A 16,770-nucleotide genomic window follows, 5' to 3' on the forward strand; every position below is an offset into this window, starting at 1 on the left:
GCCCTCCCCGTGCTCCTCGTCTTCCTCTTCCTCCAGCGCAAGGCCGTCGGCGGCATGACCGCCGGCGCGGTGAAGGGATAACGGCTCTCCATGACCACACTGGTACACGGTTCGGACACCCTGACCCGTGACGCGCTCACGGTCCTCCAGCCCGGATTCGTCGGCACCACCGCCCCCGACTGGCTGCTCCGCCGCATCGGCGAGGGCCTCTCCTCGGTCGGACTCTTCGGCCGGAACATCGCCGGCCCCGAGCAGCTCGCCGCCCTCACCGCGCGGCTGCGCGCCGAGCGGGACGACGTCCTCGTCGCCATCGACGAGGAGGGCGGGGACGTCACCCGCCTGGAGGTCAAGCAGGGCTCGTCCTTCCCCGGCAACTACGCGCTCGGCAGGGTCGACGACGTCGAGCTCACCCGGGCCGTCGCCCGCGAGCTCGGCCGCCGGCTCGTGCAGTGCGGCGTCGACCTGAACTGGGCGCCCTCGGCGGACGTCAACTCCGACGCCGAGAACCCGGTCATCGGGGTCCGCTCCTTCGGACCGGACCCGGACCTGGTCGCCCGGCACACCGTGGCGTACGTCGACGGCCTCCAGGGCGTCGGGGTCGCGGCCTGCACGAAGCACTTCCCCGGACACGGCGACACCAACGTCGATTCGCACGACGCGCTGCCCCGGATCGATGTGGACCTCGCCACACTGCACGCCCGTGAGCTGGTGCCTTTCCGCGCGGCCGTCGCCGCGGGTACCAAAGCGGTCATGAGCGCGCATATCCTGCTCTCCGCGCTCGACCCCCGCCGTCCGGCCACCCTGAGCCCGCAGATCCTCACCGGTCTGCTGCGCCAGGAGCTGGGCTTCGAGGGGCTGATCGTCACCGACGGCATGGAGATGAGGGCCGTCGCGGCGACGTACGGCATCGAGCGCGGATCCGTCCTCGCGATCGCCGCGGGCGCCGACGCCATCTGCGTCGGCGGCGGGCTGTGCGACGAGGACACCGTGCTGCGGCTGCGGGACGCCCTCGTCGACGCGGTACGGACCGGTGAACTGCCCGAGGAGCGGCTGGCCGACGCCGCGGCGCGCGTGCGCGCCCTGGCGGCCTGGACCCAGGCGCACCGGGCCAGGGGGGCTGGATCGGTGCCGGGCGCGGCAGTGCAGGAGGGGACCGCGCCCGGCACCGACATCGGGCTCGTCGCGGCCCGCCGCGCCCTGAAGGTGACCCGGGGGGAGCGGCCCCACACGCCGATGACCGGCGCTCCCTACGTGGCCTCCTTCACCCCGGTCGCGAACTTCGCGGTCGGCGACGAGACGCCCTGGGGCGTCGCGGCCGAGCTGGAGCGCCTGCTGCCCGGCACGGAGACCGGCTCGTACGGCGAGTCGTCCGTGGACGCGGTCCTGGCCGCCGCGGGGGAGCGGCGGATCGTGGCGGTCGTACGGGACGCCCACCGGCACCCGTGGATGATCCGGGCCCTGGACGGCCTCCTCGCGGCCCGCCCCGACACCGTCGTGGTCGAGATGGGCCTCAACGAGGCGGAGCCCCGCGGGGCCCTGCACATCGCCACGCACGGCGCGGCCCGGGTCTGCGGCCGCGCGGCGGCGGAGGCCGTCGTCGGGACCGGCGCCTGAGTCCACGGACGCGCGCGAAGGGGCCCGGCACCTGATCCAGGTGCCGGGCCCCTTCGCGCGCGTACGCCTCAGATGCCCTGCCAGGCGGGCTTGTTCGCGAAGGTGTGGCGGAAGTAGCCCGCGAGCTTCAGCTTGGAGGCGGCCGCCTCGTCCACGACGACCGTGGCGTGCGGGTGCAGCTGCAGCGCGGAGGCCGGCACGAGCGCCGCCACCGGGCCCTCGACGGTCTGCGCCACGGCCTCGGCCTTGCCCTCGCCGGTGGCGAGCAGCACCAGGTGACGGGCCTCCAGGATGGTGCCGATGCCCTGGGTGATGACGTGGTGCGGCACCTGCTCGATGTCGTCGTCGAAGAAGCGGGCGTTGTCCACGCGGGTCTGCTCGGTGAGCGTCTTGATCCGGGTGCGGGAGGCGAGCGAGGAGCACGGCTCGTTGAAGCCGATGTGCCCGTCGGTGCCGATGCCGAGGATCTGCAGGTCCACGCCGCCGGCCTCGGCCAGCGCCTTGTCGTAGGCCTCGCAGGCCGCCAGGACGTCCTCGGCGGAGCCGTCGGGGCCCATGAAGGCCTCCGGGGAGAGCCCGAGCGGCTCGACGACCTGCCGGAGCACGGTGGAGCGGTACGACTCCGGGTGCCCGGCGGGCAGGCCGACGTACTCGTCCAGCTGGGCGATCCGGGCCCGGGAGGCGTCCACGGCGCCGGCGGAGACCCGGGCGACGAGGGCGTCGTAGATCGGGATCGGAGTCGATCCCGTGGCCACGCCGAGCAGCGCGTCGGGCTTGCGGCGCAGGAGGTCGGCGATGCCGTCCGCGATCAGCTCGCCGCCGGCCTTGGCGTCCTTGACGATGACAACTTCCACGCTGTGCCTGCCGATCTGGTGAGGGGCCGGTGGTATAGACCAATCTGGGTCCAAATCTAGCAGAGGGAAGGCCGTCTCCTCACGTCGTTCCGCCCTGCGGACGGCACCGTCTCCATCGTCGGCCGCACCTGTCGCGGCAGCCACTCGAAGGGCTCGGGAAGGGGATCGGAAGGGGGTGTGGCGGCCCCGGAAAAACCCGCGGGCCGCGGCGCCCGGCGGGACCCTCAGCCCGCCCGGCACCGCAGCCCGGAGTTGCCCGGCCGGGGGTGTGCGGTCCCTCGGCCGTGTGGGAGGTCTCGACGCAGTCAGGGCAGAGAGCGCCGGGTACCTCGTTCCATCCTCCTGTGCGGGGAGGATGGAGGCTCTGTATTTTTCATTGTGGACTAGACCATTCTTGTCTGTCCATCCACAGGAACACGGTCCTTCCCGGCCCATCCTCCAACACGGAGCCCCGGAGATCCAGGTTCACGGCCCCTGTAATTCCGCAGGTACGCTCGCATCGTGCCCTCCATGAACGACCTCGTCCGCCAGCACACCGCCCTGAGCGACTCCGACCTCGAGTGGCTCCACCTGCTGGTGTCGGAGTGGCAGCTGCTCTCCGACCTCTCCTTCGCCGACCTCGTGCTCTGGGTCCCCACCCTCGACGGCACGCGGTACGTCTCCGTCGCCCAGATGCGGCCCAACACCGGCCCGACCTCCTACCAGGACGACATGGTCGGCCACCTGGTCCCGCGCGGCCGCCGTCCGCTGCTCGACGCCGCCCTCGACGAGGGCCGGATCGTCCGCGAGGGCGACCCCGAGTGGCGCGAGGAGGTCCCGGTGCGGGTCGAGTCCATCCCCGTGCGCCGCGAGGGCCGGGTGCTCGGGGTCATCGCCCGCAACACCAACCTGCTGACCGTCCGCACCCCCTCCCGGCTGGAGCTCACCTATCTCCAGTCGGCCTCCGACCTCGCCCAGATGATCGCCGCCGGAACGTTCCCCTTCCCCGGCGAGCAGGTCGACATGGACTCCTCGCCGCGCGCCGGCGACGGTCTCGTCCGCCTCGACGCCGAGGGCGTCGTCCAGTACGCCTCGCCGAACGCCCTCTCCGCGTACCACCGGCTCGGCCTCGCCGCCGACCTGGTCGGCCAGGACCTCGGCCAGATCACCGCCGAACTCGCCCCCTCCCGGGGCCCGGTGGACGAAGCCCTGGTCAAGCTGGCCTCCGGCTACGCGCCCCGCGAGTTCGAGGTCGAGGGCAACGGCGGGGTGATCCAGCTGCGGGCGATCCCGCTCAAGCCCAAGGGCACCCGCATCGGTTCGCTCGTCCTGCTCCGGGACGTCACCGAACTGCGCCGCCGCGAGCGCGAGTTGATCACCAAGGACGCCACCATCCGGGAGATCCACCACCGGGTGAAGAACAACCTCCAGACGGTGGCCGCCCTGCTCCGCCTCCAGGCCCGCCGGATGGACTCCGACCGGGGCCGCGAGGCCCTCAACGAGGCCGTGCGGCGCGTCGGTTCGATCGCCATCGTCCATGAGACGCTGTCCCAGAACCTGGACGAACGGGTGCAGTTCGACGAGATCGCCGACCGGGTCATCGCGATGGTCGCCGAGATCTCCCCGGGCAAGGTCACCTGTCGGCGCAACGGCCGCTTCGGCATCCTCGACGCCGAGGTGGCCACCCCGCTCTCGATGGTCCTCACCGAGATCCTGCAGAACGCGCTCGAACACGCCTTCGCGCAGGGGGAGCAGGGCACGGTCGAGGTCAGCGCCGTCCGCGGCGAGATCCGGACGGACGCCCGGCTCCTGATCACGGTCCAGGACGACGGCCGCGGACTGCCCGAGGGCTTCGACCCGCAGCGGGCCGGCAACCTCGGCCTGCAGATCGTACGGACCCTGGTGGAAGGGGAGTTGGGCGGCTCCTTCGACATGCTGCCGGGCGCCGAGCGCGGCACCAAGGTGGTCCTCGACGTCCCCGTGCGGCCGCAGAAGTAGCCGCACGCGCGAGCGCGCAGCAGCGAGCCCCGGACCGAAGGGAATCGGTCCGGGGCTCGAATGCTGTGGGTTACTGCTGCGCGCTGCGGCTCGGGGGCGGTGATTGCGTACGCGGTGTACGCGCCGCGTGCCTCAGGCTGTGCAGGTGGCTCAGGCGCTGGCGTTACGCGCCCGGTTGCGAGCGGCACGGCGCTTCATCGCGCGGCGCTCGTCCTCGCTGAGGCCACCCCAGACGCCGGAGTCCTGGCCGGACTCGAGCGCCCACTGCAGGCACTGCTCCATGACGGGGCAGCGGCGGCAGACGGCCTTGGCTTCCTCGATCTGCAGCAGCGCAGGACCGGTGTTGCCGATGGGGAAGAACAGCTCGGGGTCTTCCTCACGACAAACGGCGTTGTGACGCCAGTCCATGGCTGCTACCTCTCTCAGGTGTTACGTGCGAGTTGCTTGTGAATGTGAACGCTTTCACGAATCCCTCCGCAAGGGAAGGGCCGACTGCCAGGTGAACTGGTGTGGTCCTTGTTGCTGAGGAGGGGTTCTGGCTCTCAGTGGAGGCCGGTGTTGCGGGCCGTCCCGATCGCCAAGAAGAGACTCCCAAACCCCAGCAACGGATACAACCCCTTCCGGAAAGTTTTTTTTGATTCCTCGGTGTCGGCTAGGTCACAGCCGTACTTCTAAGGGGTGGATGCGCGCCTAAACGTTCGAGTGAAAGGACTTTGGGCCCTTCCACTCACACAATCACACGCAGTGCACGGCGTACGCCTGTGAACGTCACGCTCGTACGCAGTCCGAGGTGGTCTCCGTCCATCTGCAGAGGGAGGGGAACCTTCGAATGCAAGGTGAAGTCGGTCAGGTCGTGCAGAGACACGGCATGCCTGCCGCGCGGACCCCGCTCCGGGGTCGAGGTGAGCAGCTGGGCGCCGTAACGGGCCACCGCCGGAGTGGAGAGCCGGTGCAGCCCGAGCACGTCGAGCGCGGTCTCGAAGGACGCCTCCGGGGACGCGTACACCGGACGATTGCCCAGGTAGGTCCAGGGGGAGGTGTTGCAGATTATGGAGAGGACCAGGTCCTCGACCGGCTCCGCGCCCGGCCGCTCCAGGGTGATCGTGCCGTGCCGGCGGTTCGGCTCCCCCAGGAACTGGCGCACCACCTGACGCAGGTAGAGGGCGTGCGTCGATCTCTTCCCGCGCTCGCGCTGCTGTTCGACCCGGCCGATGACGCTCGCGTCGAAACCGAGCCCGGCGCAGAAGGTGAACCAGCGTTCCGGCACCGCCTCGTCCTCGGTGCCCGGCGTCCCGGACGCGAGCCCGAGGCTCACCGTCCGTGTCCGCCGCTCACGCAGCGCGTCGAGCAGGGCGCCGGTCGCCTCGACGGCGTCGTTCGGCAGTCCGAGGGCGCGGGCGAAGACGTTGGTCGAGCCGCCGGGGACGACCGCGAGGCCCGGCAGCCGGTCCGGATCGGGCCCGTCGTGCAGCAGTCCGTTGACGACCTCGTTCACCGTGCCGTCCCCGCCGAGGGCCACGACCAGGTCGATGTTCCCGGCCTCGGCGGCCCGCCGGCCCAGGTCGCGCGCGTGCCCGCGGTACTCGGTGGTGACCGCCTCCAGCTTCATCTCGCTGGCCAGCGCGTGGATGAGCACGTCACGGGTGCGGGCACTGGTGGTGGTGGCTGCCGGGTTGACCACGAGAAGTGCGCGCATGAGCGCCAGCGTACCTACCCGGCGGTACCGGGCCCAGTCCAGGCCGAGGGGTGGACGCCCACCGGGCGGCCTCGGCCGGGCACCGGCGCCCCGGCTACCCTGCCCTCTATGAGCAGTGCGGAGCAGACCCCCCGGCCCACCCGTCTCGCCGCCGCGGCGGCCGTCGCCGGCATCGAGGCCCTCGGGCTCGTCGCCGGTGGTGTGTACATGGTGGTGAACGCCCTGACCGGGACGGCCGGCGACCTCACCGGCGCGGTCATGGGCGCCGCGACCCTCGTCGCCCTCGGTCTGATCCCGCTCGCGGCCGCACGCGGCCTGTGGCTGCGCCGCTCCTGGAGCCGCGGCCCGGCCGTCATCACCCAGGTCCTGGCCCTGCCCGTCGCCTGGCAGATGCTCCAGGCGAACAGCGCGATGATCCCGGCCGGCGTCGTCCTGGCCGTCCTCGCCGTGACCGGGCTCGTCCTCCTCGTGAACCCGGCCACGACCGAGGCACTCGGCATCCGGCGCCCCGGCCGGGAGGCCTGACGGAGGTCACTCCTCGACGAGGAGCTTCTCCCGCAGCTGGGCGAGCGTCCGGGCGAGCAGCCGGGAGACGTGCATCTGCGAGATGCCCACCTCCTGCGCGATCTGCGACTGCGTCATGTTCCCGAAGAAGCGAAGCAGCAGGATCCGCTTCTCCCGCGGCGGCAGGTCCTCCAGGAGCGGCTTGAGCGACTCCCGGTACTCGACCCCCTCCAGGGCCTCGTCCTCCGCGCCCAGCGTGTCCGCCACCGCCGGCGACTCGTCGTCCGTGTCCGGGACGTCCAGGGAGAGCGTCGAGTAGGCGTTGGCCGACTCCAGCCCCTCCAGGACCTCCTCCTCGGAGATCCCCAGCCGCTCCGCCAGCTCGTGCACCGTCGGCGAGCGGCCGTGCTGCTGCGAGAGCTCCGCCGTCGCCGTGGTCAGCGAGAGCCGCAGCTCCTGGAGTCGGCGCGGCACCCGCACCGCCCACCCCTTGTCACGGAAGTGGCGCTTGATCTCGCCGACGACCGTCGGCGTCGCGTACGTGGAGAACTCCACCCCGCGCTCCGGGTCGAACCGGTCGACCGACTTGATCAGGCCGATCGTCGCCACCTGCGTCAGGTCGTCCAGCGGCTCGCCGCGGTTGCGGAAGCGCCGGGCCAGGTGCTCCACCAGCGGCAGGTGCATGCGCACCAGCCGGTTGCGCAGCTCCGCCTTCTCCGGGGAGCCCTCGGGCAGCTCGCGCAGCTCGACGAAGAGGGCGCGGGCGCCGCTCCGGTCGTGCGGGTCCGGGAGGACGTGGGCGTCCGGGCCCTCGTCGTCCTCGTCGCCGCCCCCGGCCTTCTCCGCCGAAGCCGCCTCGACCACCCCGACCGCCCCGACCGCCCCGACCGCCTCGGCCTCGTCGGGGGCCGGCGCCCCGGGGCTCGCGGGGGCCGCGGAGACTCCCGGTGCCTCGGGAACCTCGGGGTGCTGCTCGTGCTCGCTCATCTGGTCCGCCTGCTCCGTAGCGACCCTGTTCGGCCGCGCCTGCTGCTCAGGGATGCCGGCCGTCGCGTCCCCGCTCCTCACGCCGGGCCTGGCCCCGCGCCGCGCTGTTTGTACAGGCTGATCGAGACCGTACGGTCATCGGCCACCGACGACTCCACCTTCCCGGCCAGCGCCGACAGCACCGTCCAGGCGAAGGTGTCCCGCTCGGGCGCCCTGCCGTCCGTCGTCGGGGCGGAGACCGTCACGTCGAGCGAGTCGTCGATCAGCCGGAAGACACAGCTGAGGACGGACCCCGGCACGGCCTGCTGGAGCAGGATGGCGCAGGCCTCGTCGACCGCGATCCGCAAGTCCTCGATCTCGTCGAGGGTGAAGTCCAAGCGCGCCGCGAGGCCGGCCGTGGCCGTACGCAGCACGGACAGATAGGCACCCGCAGCGGGCAGCCGGACTTCCACGAAGTCCTGGGTCCCGGGCTCGCCTGCGATCTGGGACACCCTCACCTCCAAGGTGGCACAAGCTCATTCGGGGCTCGGGGGAGAGAACCCCGAACCGGGCGGTACGCAGGGAGCCTGCGCGGTCCGCCGTGACGCTATCGCGATCCATCCTGCCGTGTCGCCGTGAGCCCTGGAGACCGACGGTCTCCTCGCCCCCCGCACCGGCAGCCGCGGAGAACCCGCGGAGGGGTGACGTACCCAGCGTCCGGGCCGTCGAACCGTCCGTGACCGCACCGGCCGCCGGGCGACCGCGTCCGCCGTCAGACGATCGAACCGTCGACGAAGCACCAGCGCCAGGCCTCACCCGGCTCGAAGGTCCGCATCACCGGATGCCCGGTCGAGGAGAAGTGCCCCGTCGCGTGCCGCCCCGCCGAGGAGTCGCAGCAGCCCACGTGTCCGCAGCTCAGACAGAGCCGCAGCTGGACCGGGTGCGTGCCGTCCGCCAGGCACTCGGGACAGGTGTCGGCCAGCGGCGCCGGTTCGGGGCGCGGCATTTCGGCCAGGTGCAGGCACTCGCTCATGATGGCCAGGTTACGTTGCGGCAGGGGAACGGGGTCGGACATGGACGCACTACAGCTGGTGGCACTGGTGGCGGCGAGCGCGGCCGTGGCCGGGTTCGCCCGCAGGACCCCGGTGCCCGCCCCCCTGCTGCTCGTCGCGGTCGGCCTCGCCGCCTCGTACGTGCCGGGGGTCCCCGACTACACCCTCGACCCGCACATCGTGCTCCCGCTGATCCTGCCCCCGCTCCTCTACACGGCGGCCGTCGACTCCTCGTACCTCGACCTGCGGGCCAACATCCGGCCCGTCGCGCTGCTCTCCGTCGGGTACGTCCTCTTCGCCACCGTGGCCGTGGGCTGGCTCGCCTACGTCCTCGTGCCCGACCTGCCGCTCACCGCCGCCCTGGTGCTCGGCGCCGTGATCGCCCCGCCGGACGCGGTCGCCGCCACCGCCATCGCCCGCAGGCTCGGCCTGCCGAACCGGATCACCACGATCCTCCAGGGCGAGTCCCTCGTGAACGACGCCACCGCGATCACCGCCTACAAGGTCGCCCTCGCGGCCGCCGTCGGCGAGGGCGTCAGCTGGGCCGGCGGCTTCGGGGAGTTCGCGCTCGCCGCGATCGGCGGCATCGGCGTCGGCCTGGTCCTGATGGTCCCGATCCACTGGCTCCGCATGCACCTGCGCGAGGCCCTCCTCCAGAACACCCTGTCCCTGCTCATCCCGTTCATCGCGTACGCCGCCGCCGAGGAGGTCGGCGCCTCCGGCGTGCTCGCGGTCGTCGTGGTCGGCCTCTTCCTCGGCCACAAGGCCTGGAAGGTCGACTTCGCGACCCGGCTCCAGGAGGAGGCGGTCTGGAAGATGGTCGCCTTCGTCCTGGAGTCCTCCGTCTTCGCCCTGATCGGCCTCCAGCTGCCGTACGTCGTCAAGGGGCTCGGACGGTACGGCATGGGCGAGGCGGCCTGGTACGCGTTCGGGGTCTTCGTCGCCGTGGTCGTCGTCCGGTTCGTCTGGGTCTACCCGGCGACCTTCCTGCCCCGCTGGATGTCCACGGGCATCCGGGAGCGGGAGCCGGAGGTGGACTGGCGGGCGCCGCTCGTCGTCGGCTGGGCCGGCATGCGCGGCGTGGTCTCCCTGGCCATCGCCTTCTCGATCCCCGTCGTCACCGACGGCGAGGAGTTCCCGGCCCGGAACCTCGTCCTCTTCCTCACCTTCACCACCGTGATCGGCACCCTCGTGGTGCAGGGCCTCACCCTGCCGCCCCTCATCCGCCTCCTGAAGCTCCCCGGACGCGACCGGTACGCCGAGACCCTGGCCGAGGCGCAGGCCCAGAGCGAGGCCTCGCGGGCCGCCGAGGAACGCCTCGACGCGCTCCTCGCAGACGAGCGCAACACCCTGCCGAAACCTCTCGCCGACCGGCTGCGCACGGTCCTGGAGCGGCGCCGCAACGCCGTGTGGGAACGCCTCGGCGCGGTCAACGAGCTCACGGGGGAGACCGCGGACGACACCTACCGGCGCCTCTCGCGCGAGGTGATCGACGCCGAGCGCGAGGTCTTCGTCCGGCTCCGCGACGCCCGCCGGATCGACGACGAGATGATGCGCACCCTGCTCCGCCGCCTGGACCTGGAAGAGGCGGCGGCCTACCGGGAGGCGGACGGCTAGGGCTTGTCCTTCGGGTCAGGCCGGATCGGGGGAGCGGGGCCGGCGGGAGTCCGACGGCAGGGCCTGGGCGGTGCTCCGCGCCCCGGCCTCGGGCGCCCCCGTGATCACCGCCGCGAGCCTGGTGCCCGCCGGGAAGGCGCCCTCCTCCGCGAGGGCCGTCAGGCCGTACAGCATTTTGGCGACATACAGCCGCTCGATGGCGAGTTCATGCCGCGCCTCGAAGTCCTGTGCGAACGCCTCCAGTGCGGGGGACACGCGCGCGTAGCCCCCGCCGTGGAAACGCTCGTCCAGGCTCCACTCCCCGCGCGGCCCGCCGAAGGCCGCCTCCTGGAGGGCGCGGACCTCTCCGCCGAGGAAGCCGCCCTTGAGGACCGGGACGCCCAGCGCCCGCTGCCCCGGCGAGAGCCCGGCCGCCAGCCCCGCCAGGGTGCCGCCCGTGCCGCAGGCGACCGCGACCGTGTCCGCCGCCCCGGCCAGCTCGCGGCCCAGCTCCACGCACCCGTGGACCGCGAGCGCGTTGCTGCCGCCCTCCGGGACCACGTACGCGCCCGCGGGGGCCCGTTCCAGGAGCGCCGCGAGCGTGGCCGGGTCGTTCTTCGCGCGGTACGTGGCCCGGTCCACGAACTCCAGACGCATCCCGTCCGCCGCGCACCGCGCGAGCGAGGGGTTGAGCGGGCGCCCGGCCAGCTCGTCGCCGCGGACCACCCCGACCGTCGGGAAGCCGAGCAGCCGGCCGGCGGCGGCCGTCGCCCGCAGGTGGTTGGAGTACGCCCCGCCGAAGGTGAGCACGGGCCGGCCCGCCGCCTCGCGCAGGTTGAGCGCGAGCTTGCGCCACTTGTTGCCCGGCAGGTCCGGGTGGATGAGGTCCTCGCGCTTCAGCAGCAGCGTGAGGCCGCGCCGGGCGAAGCGCTCGTCCTCCACCGGCTCCAGGGGCGAGGGGAGCCGGGGCCGCAGACGGGACAGGTCGAGCGCGTTCACCCGGACATTCTCGCCGCACCCCCGGCAGCCGGCGCGACAGGCCGGCCCGGGGTCAGCGCAGCAGGTCGGCGATCCGCTCCCGCATCGACGACATCGTGAACCCGCGCGGGTCCACCTTCCCCGGCTGCCACTCCCGGTGCCCGATGACCGAGCGGTGCGTCCAGCCGTGCACCCGGCAGACGGCGGCCGCCGCCTTCGCGATGGCCTCCAGCTGGACCTTCGGCCACGGGTCCTGGCCGTCGCCGAGGTTCTCGCACTCGAAGCCGTAGAAGTGCCGGTTGCCGTCCGTGGTGGCCTCGTCGTCCGGCGGCAGCCGCCGCTCGGCGATGACCGCCCGGAGGACCTCGTCGTCGCCGAGCCCCGCGTGGTTGGCGCGGCCGTAGCCGACGAGGTGGACCGTGCCGTCCTTGGCGATCACGCCGTGGCAGAGCGGCCCCGGGAGGGCCTCGTAGCCGTCCCGGCAGATCCGGACGGTCTGGGCGGTGCCGCGGGTCACGGTGTGGTGGATCATCACGCCGTGCACCGGGCCCCAGGGGCCCTTGTGGTTGCGGTTGTGGGTGGACCAGTCGCCGACCTGGACGACCGCGAGGCCCTCGTGGCGCAGCGCGCCGAGGAACCTGTTCGCGGACATGGGTGAGGCCATGACCGACTCCTTCCGGAGGACGGGGTGAACTTCCGGAGTACCGGAGTCCGCCACTCCGCTGCCATCCGTTCGGACCGTGTGCGAGTCGTTCCGGACAGAGCGTCAGGAGACGGGTGGGGATGCGCTGTTCGGATGGAAATCGCGTGACATGCCCCGAAGATCGTCGAACAGTCCCACCCGAATGTGTAATGGCGCCGACACGTTCCGTGCTGAAAGGCTTCTCTCGCAACTCAGTCATACGAGAGGGAGTTCCATGTCCGTTGGTTCGGTTGACGGCGAGGTCCGTGCGGAGCGGCAGGCCCCGCAGCAGAGTCTCGGCACCGCCGCCGCGCGGAACCTCGCCACGACCACCAAGTCGGCTCCGCAGATGCAGGAGATCACCTCCCGGTGGCTGCTGCGGACGCTGCCGTGGGTCCAGGTGCAGGGCGGCACGTACCGGGTGAACCGGAGGCTCAGCTACTCCGTGGGCGACGGCCGCGTCACCTTCGTCCAGACCGGGGAGCGCGTCGCGGTGATCCCCGCCGAACTCGGCGAACTCCCCGCACTGCGCGGTTACGAGGACGAGGCCGCGCTGACCGAGCTCGCGGCCCGCTGCACCCAGCGGGAGTACGCGGCGGGAGAGCTCATCGCCGTGGCGGGCGCCCCCACCGACCGGGTGCACCTCCTCGCGCACGGCCGCATCGAGCAGATCGGCGAGGGGCCCTACGGCGACGAGGCCGTGCTCGGCGTCCTCGCCGACGGCGCCTACCTCGGCGAGGACGCCCTGGTCCGGGAGGACGCCACCTGGGACTGGACCGCCCGGGCCGCCACCGCCTGCACGGTCCTGGAGCTCACCCGGGACGACGTGCGGAACCTCGCGGAGCGCGCCGGCTCGCTCGCCGCCCACCTGGCGGGCGTGGCGGCGATGCCCGAGCAGCGCACCAACACGTACGGCGAGGCGGCCATCGACCTCTCCGCCGGTCACGTCGGCGAGGCGGTCGTCCCGCACACCTACGTCGACTACGACGCCTCGCCCCGCGAGTACGAGCTGAGCGTCGCCCAGACCGTGCTGAAGGTCCACAGCCGCGTCGCCGACCTCTACAACCAGCCGATGAACCAGACCGAGCAGCAGTTGCGGCTCACGGTCGAGGCGCTCCGCGAGCGCCAGGAGCACGAGCTCATCAACAACAAGGAGTTCGGCCTCCTCTCCAACTGCGACTACGGGCAGCGGCTCCAGCCGCACGACGGCGCCCCCAGCCCGGACGACATGGACGAGCTGCTCTCCCGCCGCCGGGGCTCCAAGATGTTCCTCGCCCACCCGCGCGCCATCGCCGCCTTCGGCCGCGAGCTGAACAAGCGCGGACTCGTGCCCGAGACGATCGAGATCGCGGGCAACCGCATCCCGACCTGGCGCGGTGTGCCGATCTACCCGTGCAACAAGATCCCGGTCTCGGACGCCCGGACCACCTCGATCATCTGCATGCGTACCGGCGAGGCCGACCAGGGCGTCATCGGCCTGCACCAGACCGGCCTCCCCGACGAGATCGAGCCCAGCCTCTCCGTCCGCTTCATGGGCATCGACGAGCAGGCGATCATCTCCTACCTGGTCACGGCCTACTACTCGGCGGCGATCCTCGTCCCGGACGCCCTCGGCGTCCTGGAGAACGTCGAGGTCAGCCGCTGGCGTTGAGCCGGCGACGCCCGGGGGCGGGGGCCGAACCCGCCCGCCCCCGGGCGCACCCGGCCCCGGGCGCCGAAGAACCGCCGCGCGGGACCGCCGTGAAGGATGCGAGGGAAAAGACCGTGACCATGACCAGCACGGACGTCGTCGCCGACGGCCAGGGGGCCGTGACGCTCCTGGACCGGACGCGCACCGCCGTCAATCCCCAACTGCGCTCGACCGTCGAGTCCCTGCCCGCCTCCATACGGCGGGTGGCGATGTACCACTTCGGCTGGGAGCGCGCCGACGGCACTCCGGACGCGGGGCAGCCGGGCAAGGCGATCCGGCCCGCCCTGGTCCTCGCGGCGGCCCGTGCCCTCGGCGCCGACGAGACCCGGGCCGTGAAGGCCGCGGCGGCGGTGGAGCTCGCGCACAACTTCACCCTGCTCCACGACGACATCGTCGACGAGGACCCGACCCGGCGGCACCGGCCCACCGCCTGGACCGTCTTCGGCATCCCCGACGCCCTCATGGCCGGCGACGCGATGAGCGCGCTGGCCCTGCGGCTGCTCGCCGAGGACCCGCACCCCGCCTCCGCGGCGGCCTCCGCGCGCCTCGCCGCCTGCATCATCGAGCTCTGCGCCGGACAGCAGGCCGACTGCGCCTTCGAGCAGCGCGACCCGCGCGAGGTCTCCCTCGACGAGTGCCTGGCCATGGCCACCGCCAAGACCGGTGCCCTGCTCGGCTGCTCCTGCGCCCTCGGCGCGCTCTACGCGGGCGCGGGGGAGGAGGAGGTCGCGGCGATGGACGCCTTCGGCCGGGAGGCCGGCCTTGCCTTCCAGCTGATCGACGACCTCATCGGCATCTGGGGCGACCCGGACCGCACGGGCAAGCCGGCCGGCGCCGACCTCGTCGCCCACAAGAAGTCGCTCCCCGTGGTGGCGGCGCTCACCTCCGGCACCCCCGCGGGGGAGGAGCTGGTCGAGCTCTACTCCCGGCCGACCCTCGACGCGGCGGCGGTACGGGCGGCGGCGGACGCCGTCGAGCGGGCCGGCGGGCGTGACTGGGCGCAGGCCCAGGCGGCCGAGCGCATGGGCCGTGCCGTCGAGCACCTGGCCCAGGCGGTGCCGGATCTGGCGGCGGCGGAGGACCTGCTCGCCCTCGCGGAGTTCGTCACGCGGCGCACGCGCTGACCCGGCCGCGGCGGCTCAGGCCTCGGGGACGATCCGGGTGACCACGGTCTCGATCATGTCGTCCAGGTCCCGGTCGCCGAGGAGGCCGGGGACGGTGAAGTGGTCGAGGAGGAGCCCGGTCAGGGCGACGTAGAGCACCCGGACGGTGTCCGCGTCGCCCGGCATGCCGGAGTCGAGGTGGAGCCGGATGTTCAGGTCGAGGTCGGCCCGGAGCACCTCGGTGAACCGCTTCTGCAGTTCGGGGCGGCGCGCGGCCTCCAGGCGCAGCTCGAAGAGGCCCAGGTAGCAGGTGCGCTCGGCGGTCATGCGCCGGGCGAGCCAGCGCATGAGCTCGACGACCAGCGCACGGCTGGGCGCCGGCCGCAGGGCGGTGTCGATGGCCCCCGGCTCCGGGGTGAGGCGTACGAAGATCCGGTCGGCGACCTGGGAGAGCAGCTGGTCCCGGTCGGCGAAGTAGTTGGACGAGGTGCCCGTGGGGACGCCCGCCCGGGCGTCGACCGCCCGGAAGGTCAGCCCCCGGGCGCCTTCGTCCGCCAGGACCTCGATCGCTGCGTCGAGCAGTGCCGTACGGCGTTCAGGGTTCCTCGCCACGTCGGCTCCTTCCGAAAAGGGTCTTGCACAACCACTACAGATGAAGCACTATAGCTGTCGTGGTTGCGATCGCAGCCGCCCCCGAGACGAAGAGGACCGGTTTGCGCAAGCTCACCTACTACATCGCCTGCACCATCGACGGCTTCATCGGCGACCCCGAGGGCGACGCCACCTCCATGTTCAAGTACTCGGAAGGGCCTTACATGGCCTGGATGGGCACCGAGTACCCGGAGACCATTCCGACGCAGGGCCGCGAGATGCTCGGCGTCGACGGCGAGAACAGGCACTTCGACACCGTCATCCAGGGGCTGGGGTCGTACCAGCTCGCCCTCGACATCGGCGTCACCAGCCCGTACAACCACCTGCGCGAGTTCGTCGCCACCCGCTCGCTCGCCGAGTCGCCCCACCCGAACGTCGAGCTGATCGCCGACGACCTGGTGGGCCGCGTCCGCGAGCTCAAGGCCGAGGACAGCCCGCTGGGCATCTACCTCTGCGGCGGCTCCACCATCGCGGGCGAGCTCATCGAGGAGATCGACGAGCTGGTCATCAAGACGTACCCGCAGGTCTACGGCACCGGCATGCCGATGTTCGGCGCCGGCTTCGAGCCCCGGGACTTCGAGCTCGGCGACGTCCGCGCCTTCGAGAACGGCGTGCTCGTCCGTACGTACACCAGGAAGCGGTAGCGGTCCTCCTCCGGCGGTGGCGGGCGCCCTCGCGCGGGGCGTCCTACCCTGGACGCATGGGTGAGGAGACGCCTCGTACGACGCGGGACCCCCTGGCCGAGCGCCACTGCCCGGCCTGCGGCCAACCGCTCGCCGTCCTGGCCACCCGGCACAAGGTCCTCGGGGCCTGGGTGCCGGAGTGGGAGGTGCAGCCCTGCCGCAACCCCGAGTGCCCGCTGCACGAGCGGGCGGAGGACGCCGGCGCGCACGTGACCGGCAAGAACGGCGAGATCGGGAGAAGTCCGGCCTCGGGGTGACCGGACGCGCGGCGGAGCCGGTCATACCGCTACAGTCCGCGCATGTCATCGGAGTCGACAGAAGTCTGGACCGGCTGGTACCGGGACCGCAGCGGCGCGGAAGCGATCGTCATCACGGCCGACGGGCGGCACGTCGCCACCCGGATCAGGGGGGTCGAGTACACGGGCGAGGGCTTCGCCGCGCTCGGCGCCGCCGACGAGGGCGGGCGGCCCCTCACGGGATGCGTCCTGGAGTGGGACCTTCCGCTCCCCGTCGTCGTGGACGGCGCCGCCCAGCAGGCCACGCTGGCCTGCCTGCTGACGCTCGGCGAGCGCGCCGACCTCAGCCTGACGCTGCACTACGGCGGCGCCGCCTTCGAGGCGTGCGTCGCGGGGGGCGATTTCGAGGAAGCCCTGGAGCGGGTGCGGCGGCAGCTGCCGCCCGGCGCGGACTTCGGCCGCAGGCTCCTCCAGGCGGCCTGAGGCCG

Annotated in this window: 18 protein-coding genes; 9 read left to right on the forward strand and 9 right to left on the reverse strand. The window is 72.5% G+C overall.

Annotation, left to right across the window (positions count from 1 at the left end; translation table 11 throughout):
* Positions 1-90 precede the first annotated feature (90 nt).
* Entirely contained in the window at positions 91-1,614 is a 1,524-nt protein-coding gene (locus tag K7G60_RS21605; protein ID WP_225802584.1) for a glycoside hydrolase family 3 protein, read from the forward strand.
* Between the two features lie 68 nt (positions 1,615-1,682).
* On the opposite strand, the gene nagB is transcribed toward K7G60_RS21605, so the two are convergent.
* Positions 1,683-2,468, reverse strand: coding sequence for a glucosamine-6-phosphate deaminase (nagB, locus tag K7G60_RS21610; protein ID WP_225802585.1), 786 nt, complete (start codon positions 2,466-2,468; stop codon positions 1,683-1,685).
* A gap of 510 nt (positions 2,469-2,978) precedes the next feature.
* On the opposite strand from nagB, the gene K7G60_RS21615 reads away from it, so the two are divergent.
* Positions 2,979-4,445 carry a sensor histidine kinase gene (locus K7G60_RS21615; RefSeq protein ID WP_225802637.1) on the forward strand — a complete coding sequence of 489 codons (1,467 nt, stop codon included), beginning with the start codon at positions 2,979-2,981 and terminating at the stop codon, positions 4,443-4,445.
* A 150-nt stretch (positions 4,446-4,595) separates the two neighbouring features.
* Here the strand turns inward: K7G60_RS21615 and K7G60_RS21620 are convergent, their stop codons facing one another.
* Both K7G60_RS21620 and K7G60_RS21625 read right to left on the reverse strand, forming a co-directional pair.
* Positions 4,596-4,853: a WhiB family transcriptional regulator gene (locus K7G60_RS21620; RefSeq protein WP_003953983.1), complete on the reverse strand. Its 258-nt coding sequence runs from the start codon at positions 4,851-4,853 to the stop codon at positions 4,596-4,598.
* Between the two features lie 319 nt (positions 4,854-5,172).
* The gene (locus tag K7G60_RS21625; RefSeq protein WP_225802586.1) at positions 5,173-6,141 is read right to left on the reverse strand and encodes a diacylglycerol kinase family protein; all 969 of its coding nucleotides are present in this window, start codon (positions 6,139-6,141) and stop codon (positions 5,173-5,175) included.
* Between the two features lie 108 nt (positions 6,142-6,249).
* On the opposite strand from K7G60_RS21625, the gene K7G60_RS21630 reads away from it, so the two are divergent.
* Positions 6,250-6,666: a hypothetical protein gene (locus tag K7G60_RS21630; RefSeq protein WP_225802587.1), complete on the forward strand. Its 417-nt coding sequence runs from the start codon at positions 6,250-6,252 to the stop codon at positions 6,664-6,666.
* Between the two features lie 6 nt (positions 6,667-6,672).
* On the opposite strand, the gene K7G60_RS21635 is transcribed toward K7G60_RS21630, so the two are convergent.
* The 3 genes from K7G60_RS21635 to K7G60_RS21645 form a co-directional block, all read right to left on the reverse strand.
* Complete coding sequence (locus K7G60_RS21635; protein ID WP_225802588.1) at positions 6,673-7,713, reverse strand: RNA polymerase sigma factor SigF; 1,041 nt, start codon at positions 7,711-7,713, stop codon at positions 6,673-6,675.
* Positions 7,710-8,123 (reverse strand): anti-sigma regulatory factor, encoded by a 414-nt coding sequence (locus tag K7G60_RS21640; RefSeq protein ID WP_030688746.1) that lies wholly within the window; start codon positions 8,121-8,123, stop codon positions 7,710-7,712. Before K7G60_RS21640 ends, K7G60_RS21635 begins: the two co-directional genes overlap by 4 nt.
* Before the next feature lie 260 nt (positions 8,124-8,383).
* On the reverse strand, positions 8,384-8,644 hold the full coding sequence (locus K7G60_RS21645) for a UBP-type zinc finger domain-containing protein (protein WP_225802589.1): 261 nt from the start codon (positions 8,642-8,644) through the stop codon (positions 8,384-8,386).
* Positions 8,645-8,684: 40 nt separating this feature from the next.
* Here K7G60_RS21645 and K7G60_RS21650 point away from each other — a divergent pair, with 40 nt between their 5' ends.
* Positions 8,685-10,280 carry a Na+/H+ antiporter gene (locus K7G60_RS21650; protein WP_225802590.1) on the forward strand — a complete coding sequence of 532 codons (1,596 nt, stop codon included), beginning with the start codon at positions 8,685-8,687 and terminating at the stop codon, positions 10,278-10,280.
* Positions 10,281-10,295: 15 nt separating this feature from the next.
* Here the strand turns inward: K7G60_RS21650 and K7G60_RS21655 are convergent, their stop codons facing one another.
* Both K7G60_RS21655 and K7G60_RS21660 read right to left on the reverse strand, forming a co-directional pair.
* Entirely contained in the window at positions 10,296-11,258 is a 963-nt protein-coding gene (locus tag K7G60_RS21655) for a 1-aminocyclopropane-1-carboxylate deaminase/D-cysteine desulfhydrase (RefSeq protein WP_225802591.1), read from the reverse strand.
* Positions 11,259-11,310: 52 nt separating this feature from the next.
* Positions 11,311-11,901, reverse strand: a complete 591-nt coding sequence (locus tag K7G60_RS21660) for an N-acetylmuramoyl-L-alanine amidase (RefSeq protein ID WP_225802592.1) — start codon at positions 11,899-11,901, stop codon at positions 11,311-11,313.
* Positions 11,902-12,154: 253 nt separating this feature from the next.
* On the opposite strand from K7G60_RS21660, the gene K7G60_RS21665 reads away from it, so the two are divergent.
* Both K7G60_RS21665 and K7G60_RS21670 read left to right on the forward strand, forming a co-directional pair.
* Entirely contained in the window at positions 12,155-13,570 is a 1,416-nt protein-coding gene (locus K7G60_RS21665) for a family 2B encapsulin nanocompartment shell protein (protein ID WP_225802593.1), read from the forward strand.
* 119 nt (positions 13,571-13,689) lie between these two features.
* The gene (locus K7G60_RS21670; RefSeq protein ID WP_225802638.1) at positions 13,690-14,733 is read left to right on the forward strand and encodes a family 2 encapsulin nanocompartment cargo protein polyprenyl transferase; all 1,044 of its coding nucleotides are present in this window, start codon (positions 13,690-13,692) and stop codon (positions 14,731-14,733) included.
* Positions 14,734-14,748: 15 nt separating this feature from the next.
* Here the strand turns inward: K7G60_RS21670 and K7G60_RS21675 are convergent, their stop codons facing one another.
* A complete protein-coding gene (locus K7G60_RS21675; RefSeq protein WP_225802594.1) occupies positions 14,749-15,324 on the reverse strand; it encodes a TetR/AcrR family transcriptional regulator in 576 nt (191 codons plus the stop codon).
* Between the two features lie 101 nt (positions 15,325-15,425).
* Here K7G60_RS21675 and K7G60_RS21680 point away from each other — a divergent pair, with 101 nt between their 5' ends.
* Genes K7G60_RS21680 through K7G60_RS21690 form a run of 3 tightly spaced genes read left to right on the forward strand, consistent with a single transcriptional unit; the run spans position 15,426 to position 16,765 of the window.
* The gene (locus K7G60_RS21680; protein WP_225802639.1) at positions 15,426-16,007 is read left to right on the forward strand and encodes a dihydrofolate reductase family protein; all 582 of its coding nucleotides are present in this window, start codon (positions 15,426-15,428) and stop codon (positions 16,005-16,007) included.
* A 56-nt stretch (positions 16,008-16,063) separates the two neighbouring features.
* The gene (locus K7G60_RS21685; protein WP_225802595.1) at positions 16,064-16,303 is read left to right on the forward strand and encodes a hypothetical protein; all 240 of its coding nucleotides are present in this window, start codon (positions 16,064-16,066) and stop codon (positions 16,301-16,303) included.
* Positions 16,304-16,345: 42 nt separating this feature from the next.
* On the forward strand, positions 16,346-16,765 hold the full coding sequence (locus K7G60_RS21690) for a DUF6304 family protein (protein WP_225802596.1): 420 nt from the start codon (positions 16,346-16,348) through the stop codon (positions 16,763-16,765).
* Positions 16,766-16,770: the final 5 nt, after the last annotated feature.

Origin of the sequence: Streptomyces sp. NK15101 (assembly GCF_020400725.1) — a bacterium.
Lineage (GTDB): Bacteria > Actinomycetota > Actinomycetes > Streptomycetales > Streptomycetaceae > Streptomyces.